Origin of the sequence: Desulfitibacter sp. BRH_c19, from assembly GCA_001515945.1 — a bacterium.
Lineage (GTDB): Bacteria > Bacillota > DSM-16504 > Desulfitibacterales > Desulfitibacteraceae > Desulfitibacter.
The window spans coordinates 38,545-45,367 of record LOER01000012.1; the positions used below are offsets into that span (position 1 = coordinate 38,545).

7 protein-coding genes, 1 other RNA gene and 1 other annotated feature are annotated in these 6,823 nt (G+C 36.3%); of the genes, 2 read left to right on the plus strand and 6 right to left on the minus strand.

The window, feature by feature from the left end; genetic code table 11:
* Positions 1–10: 10 nt before the first annotated feature.
* From APF76_02430 to APF76_02450, 5 genes are all read right to left on the minus strand, one after another.
* A complete protein-coding gene (locus tag APF76_02430) occupies positions 11–394 on the minus strand; it encodes a hypothetical protein (GenBank protein ID KUO52811.1) in 384 nt (127 codons plus the stop codon).
* The gene (locus APF76_02435; protein KUO52812.1) at positions 387–2,000 is read right to left on the minus strand and encodes a menaquinol oxidoreductase; all 1,614 of its coding nucleotides are present in this window, start codon (positions 1,998–2,000) and stop codon (positions 387–389) included. Before APF76_02435 ends, APF76_02430 begins: the two co-directional genes overlap by 8 nt.
* Before the next feature lie 78 nt (positions 2,001–2,078).
* Positions 2,079–2,594, minus strand: a complete 516-nt coding sequence (locus tag APF76_02440) for a hypothetical protein (GenBank protein KUO52813.1) — start codon at positions 2,592–2,594, stop codon at positions 2,079–2,081.
* Positions 2,595–2,682: 88 nt separating this feature from the next.
* Entirely contained in the window at positions 2,683–3,507 is an 825-nt protein-coding gene (locus APF76_02445) for a hypothetical protein (protein ID KUO52814.1), read from the minus strand.
* Positions 3,508–4,647: a hypothetical protein gene (locus APF76_02450; protein KUO52815.1), complete on the minus strand. Its 1,140-nt coding sequence runs from the start codon at positions 4,645–4,647 to the stop codon at positions 3,508–3,510.
* 452 nt (positions 4,648–5,099) lie between these two features.
* On the opposite strand from APF76_02450, the gene APF76_02455 reads away from it, so the two are divergent.
* Positions 5,100–5,432: a hypothetical protein gene (locus tag APF76_02455; protein KUO52816.1), complete on the plus strand. Its 333-nt coding sequence runs from the start codon at positions 5,100–5,102 to the stop codon at positions 5,430–5,432.
* Between the two features lie 45 nt (positions 5,433–5,477).
* Here APF76_02455 and APF76_02460 read toward each other — a convergent pair whose 3' ends face one another.
* On the minus strand, positions 5,478–5,783 hold the full coding sequence (locus APF76_02460) for a hypothetical protein (GenBank protein KUO52817.1): 306 nt from the start codon (positions 5,781–5,783) through the stop codon (positions 5,478–5,480).
* A 265-nt stretch (positions 5,784–6,048) separates the two neighbouring features.
* Between APF76_02460 and APF76_02465 the strand changes: the two genes are divergently transcribed.
* Positions 6,049–6,481, plus strand: an RNA gene (locus APF76_02465) — bacterial RNase P.
* Positions 6,175–6,269, plus strand: a sequence feature (possible 16S ribosomal RNA but 16S or 23S rRNA prediction is too short). Its footprint overlaps the RNA gene before it by 95 nt.
* Positions 6,482–6,823: the final 342 nt, after the last annotated feature.

Below are 6,823 nucleotides of genomic sequence, written 5' to 3' on the forward strand. Positions count from 1 at the left end.
TTCTCCTCCTTTATTCAACATGACAAGTCCAGCAGGTGGGATCTACGTCAGCAAAATCATGACATGCATCACAAAACTGGTCCTTGTTGGAGTGACATTCTAAACATGTATTTTGCAAACTCATGTTATATTCCTCACCATTGGCTTCCGACACATACACTCTATTGCCTTCACGTACAACAGACACCTTCCAGTCACTTAACAACTGCATATGATTACCTCTCATAAATTCAGCATCCTCAATACATTGCGCCTCTGCAAGAGACTGTATCTCTGGTGTGTTAAAGCTTATGTCGGGAGCTGCAGCAGATTTCCCAAAACTACCCCAAAATGGATAGCTAAATAGGATAACTAATACTGCAATTCCAATAATAATATTACGGGAGTTATTCATCGTCATCCTCCTCCGTTCCTAGAGGTTCAAAACGTAAATTCTCAGTTCTTTTCTTTTCACCCTCCATAACAAGGGCATTACCAACTAGCTCGTGAACACTACATACATCCACCTGTGGGTTCCAATATCTCATTAACGGTGGCAGAGTTGCCCTATCAATGGCACAAACACATGAAAGCATATTCACGCCATGTTTTTCGTGAACATAGTTTACTGCATTGGCTCTTGGGAAGCCTCCACGCATCCTCATTTCCATGTTCTCATCTGAACCAAGACCTGCACCCCCACCGCAACAGAAGGTGTGTTCTCTAATTGTGTCATCAGGCATTTCATAGAAGTTATTACAAACGTGCTTGAGAATATACCTAGGTTCCTCAAGGAGTCCCATAGCCCTAGATGGGTTACATGAATCGTGATAGGTAACCTTCAACTCGTCATTTCTGCTAGGATCTAGCTTGAGTTTGTTATGATACAGAAGGTCAGAAGTAAATTCTGTAATATGAACCAACTTTGTGGATTTCGTATTTTCAAATTTTGTTCCAGTTATAGGTGAAACAGGGACTTCTAGAAAATCAGCAGGTCCATTCATGGTATCCATGTACTGATGGACCACCCTCCACATATGACCACATTCCCCACCAAGTATCCATTTGACACCTAGTCTTTTGGCCTCGGCATATATTTTAGCATTTAATCTTTTTGCCATTTCCATAGAAGCAAATGAACCAAAGTTTCCTCCTTCTGAAGCGTAAGTACTCAAAGTATAGTCCAGTCCAATTTCATGCATTACCATTAGCTGACCCATAATTCCAAATGTACCTGGATCAGCAAAAAGGTCTCCTGATGGAGGAACATATAAAATTTCCGCACCTTTTCTATTCCAAGAAGGATCAATTTTTATTTCTGTAAGGTCTTCAATGTTTTCTACTAAAAAGTCCATTGAATCTACCAAACCATGTGGCTGTATTCCCAAGTGATTACCCTTCATATAACAGTTAGCTACAGGTGTGATTACCCAATCTGTATTGCAGCCAATTAGATTAAGTAGTTCTCTACCTATCATGGTTATCTCAGCAGTATCAATGCCATATGGGCAGTATACTGAACAGCGCCTGCACTCTGTACATTGGAAGAAATAATAAAACCATTCCTTTATTACATCCTCAGTTAAATCTCTTGCCCCAACCATTTTACCCATGATTTTGCCGGCAGTAGTATACTCTTTTCTATATACAGATCTTAATAGTTCAGCTCTTAAAACTGGCATGTTTTTGGGATCACCGGATCCTATAAAAAAGTGACATTTATCTGCACAAGCACCACACCTTACACAGATATCCATAAATAATTTTAAGGAGCGAAATCTTTCAAGTCTTTCTCTAAGACCATCAAAAATTATTTGTTTCCAGTTCTCAGGGAGTTTCCAATCTTCATCTTCTGGAGACCACTTCCTGGGGTTAGGAAAATCAATAATTTCTAGGCTCTCTGCTTTACCTGGATAACACCAAGTCCCAGGTTTAAAATCAACTGGTGTATCCATCCACCCTGTTTTAGGGGGATTATAATCTATGCTGAGCAGTTGATCTCGCTTTGGAGTTTTTGCCATTGTATCACCCTCTCACTAGTTTTAAATTCACAATTCATTATTGCCTCGGTGGGTTTTATATCCTTTCGTATAAGTCCCTTACTGGTTTAAAGTATTGATCCTTTCTGAAATATCACACCTTTTTTTCACTTCATCTATTCTTATTTGATAAATAGTTTCTCTGCACTTAGAATAAACTTCAAAGGCTACAAGGGCAATATCATCAATTCTTTTTTCAATAACAGCCAATTCCTTATACATTACCTCCTCTCCCAATTGACTATGAAGTTCTTCTCTTATTACCCTCTTTAATATAAAAATAAATGCAATTGCCTTAGATGGCGAAAAATCCTGTACTGCTTTAATTCTAATAATTTTGTCTAGATAAATGTGCATTTTTTCAAAACCCATATCTTGTAACAGTTCTTCAAAAATGCCTTGTAGTCCGTCATGCATGTTACTACCAACTGGATTAGCGAATTGACTTTTATCACTTTTTAGGAGTTCTACTGTTTTATCCGGATACTCATGACATAAATAATTGAACCATTTTGTTATAATTATGGACTTCTTATCTAAAAGTAAGGTCTTTAAACTTTCTGGGATTTGTATCATCGGAGATTCACCCCCTTTCAGGATACGTGCAGGAGGTAGGATGCTAAGATGCATTCTTGCCTCATGCCTCTTGTTTCTTATCTCTTGTTTAGGCATAGCTGTGTATTCCAGGAAGCAAATAGCTTACTCCAAGAAAAGTAAAGAGTACTGCACCAAAACCAATGATTGATAAGACAGCTGCTTTTTTTCCTCTCCAGTTTCTCATAAGCCTAACATGGAGATATGCAGCATATATAAGCCAAGTAATTAAAGCCCATGTTTCCTTTGGATCCCATGACCAATACGATCCCCATGAAAACTCTGCCCAAATAGCTCCTGTAACAAGCATTATTGTTAAAAAAGGCATGCCGATAAAAACTACTTTATAGGATATCTCATCTATTAGTTCCAAACTAGGAAGGGTTCCTATTATTTTGTTATTTGCATTTTGAGATAACAACCAGTCTTTTAGAAGATACATTATCGATAAGGCAAAGGAAACTGCAAAAGCTCCATATGCTACAGCAGCACTAAGGACATGCACAAATAGCCAGTTGCTTCGTAATGCTGGCATCATGGGTCTTACAGAAGTATCTAAGGTAAATAGCCATATCAACAATACTATTGCTATAGGAAGTACAAATATACCTGTAGTCCATAGGTCATACTTATAGTCAATGATAATAAATACAGCAGCTATTCCCCACACAAAAAATAAGCCAAATTCAAAAAGATTAGTTAGAGGAAGTGTTCCGGTTAATACTGTCCTAATACCTAATAATACAGTAGTCATTACAAAGGCGCCTATTGTACAAATTCTTGCTAATTTCTTCAAATAAGCCTTTGACAAAATAAAGCATAAAACATATATTAATAAGGCTAATGTATAGCCAATAATAGATATTGTCATAATGGGTGTTTGCAGACTTTCCATTTATTGTTTCCCCCCGACCCTTTTTGCTAATTGATTATTGACGTCCTGCTTTATATCTTCGTTTTTACATCTTATATTTACATATAGCTTGTTCTCTGTTTTAGCTAAAACTGCATTGACTTCTCTGTATCTTCCACTCCAAAACATTGTAGATGATACAATCATTAATAAAAATCCTAGCATTACTATATTAGTTCCCGGGTCAACTTTTACTGCCAAAACCGTATATGGGTTAAGTTCTACATATACCAGGGTTTCACCACCTGGGAAATCTATAGTCTCGCCTTCTTGAAGATATTTGGCATCTATAACTGATCGCCCTTCATACAGTTTGATTAAAATCCCTTCTTTTAGATGCAGAATATTAAAAAATGTATCCCCGATACTAAATTTCTGTCCATCTGGAATTGCATAAAACTCATCTTGCTCACCCTTTACTTCTATTAAATGATTATACCCATAAGAACTTTGATAAAAGACAATGCCCTTGTGCTTAAATGGATTGTTAACTCTTGTTGTCCCACTAGAAGCCTCATTATCATTGACATAAATTGTGATATCTGTCACCCAGTTATCAATAGATCCATCACTATCATATAAAGTTTGAAAATCATTTACTTGGATTGCCATATTCTGAGCTATTTCAGAAGGAATATCCACCTGGTCTCCCACAAAACCCATAACCCTATCATTAGTTCCAAAGGAGCCTATAAAAGCCCCCAACAAAACCACAATCAAAGAAATATGAAGTAAATGGGGAGCTATTAGATTCAAAGAACCTTTTTTTGCTAGGAAAAATAATTTATTAGGATTGTTGACCTCCTGTATCTTAAATCCTTTTTCTTTTAAAAAGCTTCTTAATTGGGCTTCACCAGTTGCAACATCTTCAATTGAATACTGTTTTTCAAAGTTCTTAATATCACAATTAGTATCAATATTTTTGCGCAACTTAGCTAGCATGCCGGGTATTCTATTAATAGTACATACAAAGAGATTAAGGGCAAACAGTAGAAGCAAGCCCCTAAACCATATAGATTTGTAAACAGTTACACTTGGGTACATGGTTGCAAAAATAGATGCAACCACTAAAGCCGCAATTATTACTACCGCAAGCTTTATTGAAGATAAGAGTTTTGTCATTACAGTATTCCTTTCAAAATATAGAGTTAATTTCAATACTAACACACCGCATCAGTATATACCTATTCGTGAATATTGTATATGCTGTATTCGCTCCTCGTACTGAAACTTTGTGCTATTTATCACAGCCTTGTACGAAAATCGGCTAACTGATATTCCCATCATTAAAACATTTGATTAATTATCTAAAAGTCCTGCATTCCTTTAATTGCAATTCTTAATGATTGCTATAAGATTTGTTGTATGCACTAAATTCCTCGTGAAATTCATATCAATCCAAAAGGCCCGGTCTTTATCTGATCAATGTTTATTTATTTGAATTATTTAGAATATAAAGGGGAAATTGATTGTATTTCGTTTATAAATGATTTAAAATGTTTATGTATGAAACAGCTATTTTTAATTTTTCCTTCAAAACTCGCACATTTTGTTAAAAATTTAGGGGGTTAGAAATGTCACATTCTGCAACAAAGGGGATTCTCTTTGAGAATTCTGAGGAAGCGAAAAAATTTTTAGATGATATACTGAGGGTTTTAAGTATAAAAGTGGATGATTTAGGTGATATCTATGGATTAAATGAAGACATTGGTGAACAGATTAAAGAGAACAGAAAACCTCTGCCTTTTAGATTTTTTGAAACTATTTGTGGCCATACAGAGTTAACCATGGATAATTATACCTACAAAATTGTGCCCCTACATCTTGATAAATGTTCAGTATGTCAAACTCCAACAGTAGGCGCTGGCTCTCTTTTTTGTCATAAATGTGGTTTCAGGTTTAAATGAATTTAATATGTTAAAAACCGAACCCGGTAGGATCGGTTTTTCTTATTAAGAACTCAATGTTTTCAATTCCTGGTTGTCTTGATACCATTCTATTAACTTCAAGAAATCCCTCTTGTTGTCGTTAATAGAGTATAATACCCATTTACCTTTTTTGCGCCCCACTATCAAACCGGCCTGTTTAAGAATCTTCAAATGATGTGATACAGCAGGTTGACTGATGTTTAATTTCTGAAAGATGTCATATACACACATTTCCTTTTCCGATACCATTTCAACAATTTTTAACCTGGTAACATCTGATAAAGCTTTAAACACTTGCTCTAACTCTTTAATTCTAGATAAATCATTCATGGGGCTTCACTCCACACTTTTATACTTCTTAATTTGTTTATACTACTTATCTATAAGAATAACCGGAAACTGTTGATTTGACAAGATTTATTTATAGAACTTTGCAAATTCTTTAAATTTTGTAACTATACTGTTAGCTTGTTCCGATTCTAAACCTATGAATGCGAATGAAAAGCTATTTCCATTTAAATACTTTTGACAAACCACATACATATATGTTACGATAATAATCCAGCAAAAAACAAAAAAGTCTATAAATGTGCTTTGAGTAAGCTAGATGATCGCATGCATTAGCATGAGGAAAGTCCGAGCTCCATAGGGCAGGGTGCTGGGTAATACCCAGTAGAGGCGACTCTAAGGAAAGTGCCACAGAAACAGACCGCCATAACCAGAGGTCAGAAGTCCGAGGTCAGAAGTTGGGATAAAAGAAATCGGCAAACCGATTGTTCACAAGTACTGACATCCGACTTCCGATTTCTGACTTCCGTTATGGTAAGGGTGGAAAGGTGAGGTAAGAGCTCACCAGCAGCCAGGGTGACTTGGTTGGCTCGGTAAACCCCACTTGGAGCAAGACCGAATAGAGGAACATAGGAACTGCCCGTTCCGTTCCCGGGTAAGGTCGCTTGAGCCTACTGGCAACAGTAGGCCTAGATAGATGATCATCCTAGACAGAACTCGGCTTATGGTTTACTCGAAGCAAAAATTGCCATAAACACCACAAAAATGGAGGCTACTGAAAAAGTATTGCTTTTTCTACCTCTAAACTAAAATTTTCTCAGAAATTAAAAAAGAACTAGAACTTTTTCATTAAAAGTCTCTAGTTCTTTTCATTATCTCTAGGAATAATGGAAAAAGTTATAAGGTCTGACTTAAGAATGAAAAGTTCCTTGTTTTGTATAATCTATCTATTGCGCCGCATCATGTAGTTACTGCGGCTTAATTGAACAATTAATTTATCCGATGACTATCACCGCTAGCCTTGCATGGGTTCAGCTATGTCAACAAGTTGACAAGTTTCACTCCAAGACTCCCATCTTCTA

What these genes read in the sequence shown, in the direction of transcription:
- APF76_02460 (KUO52817.1), bottom strand. Translation starts at nt 5,783, where the DNA reads ATGAATGATTTATCTAGAATTAAAGAGTTAGAGCAAGTGTTTAAAGCT.
- APF76_02450 (KUO52815.1), bottom strand. Translation starts at nt 4,647, where the DNA reads ATGACAAAACTCTTATCTTCAATAAAGCTTGCGGTAGTAATAATTGCG.
- APF76_02440 (KUO52813.1), bottom strand. Translation starts at nt 2,594, where the DNA reads ATGATACAAATCCCAGAAAGTTTAAAGACCTTACTTTTAGATAAGAAG.
- APF76_02455 (KUO52816.1), top strand. Translation starts at nt 5,100, where the DNA reads ATGTCACATTCTGCAACAAAGGGGATTCTCTTTGAGAATTCTGAGGAA.
- APF76_02430 (KUO52811.1), bottom strand. Translation starts at nt 394, where the DNA reads ATGAATAACTCCCGTAATATTATTATTGGAATTGCAGTATTAGTTATC.
- APF76_02445 (KUO52814.1), bottom strand. Translation starts at nt 3,507, where the DNA reads ATGGAAAGTCTGCAAACACCCATTATGACAATATCTATTATTGGCTAT.
- APF76_02435 (KUO52812.1), bottom strand. Translation starts at nt 2,000, where the DNA reads ATGGCAAAAACTCCAAAGCGAGATCAACTGCTCAGCATAGATTATAAT.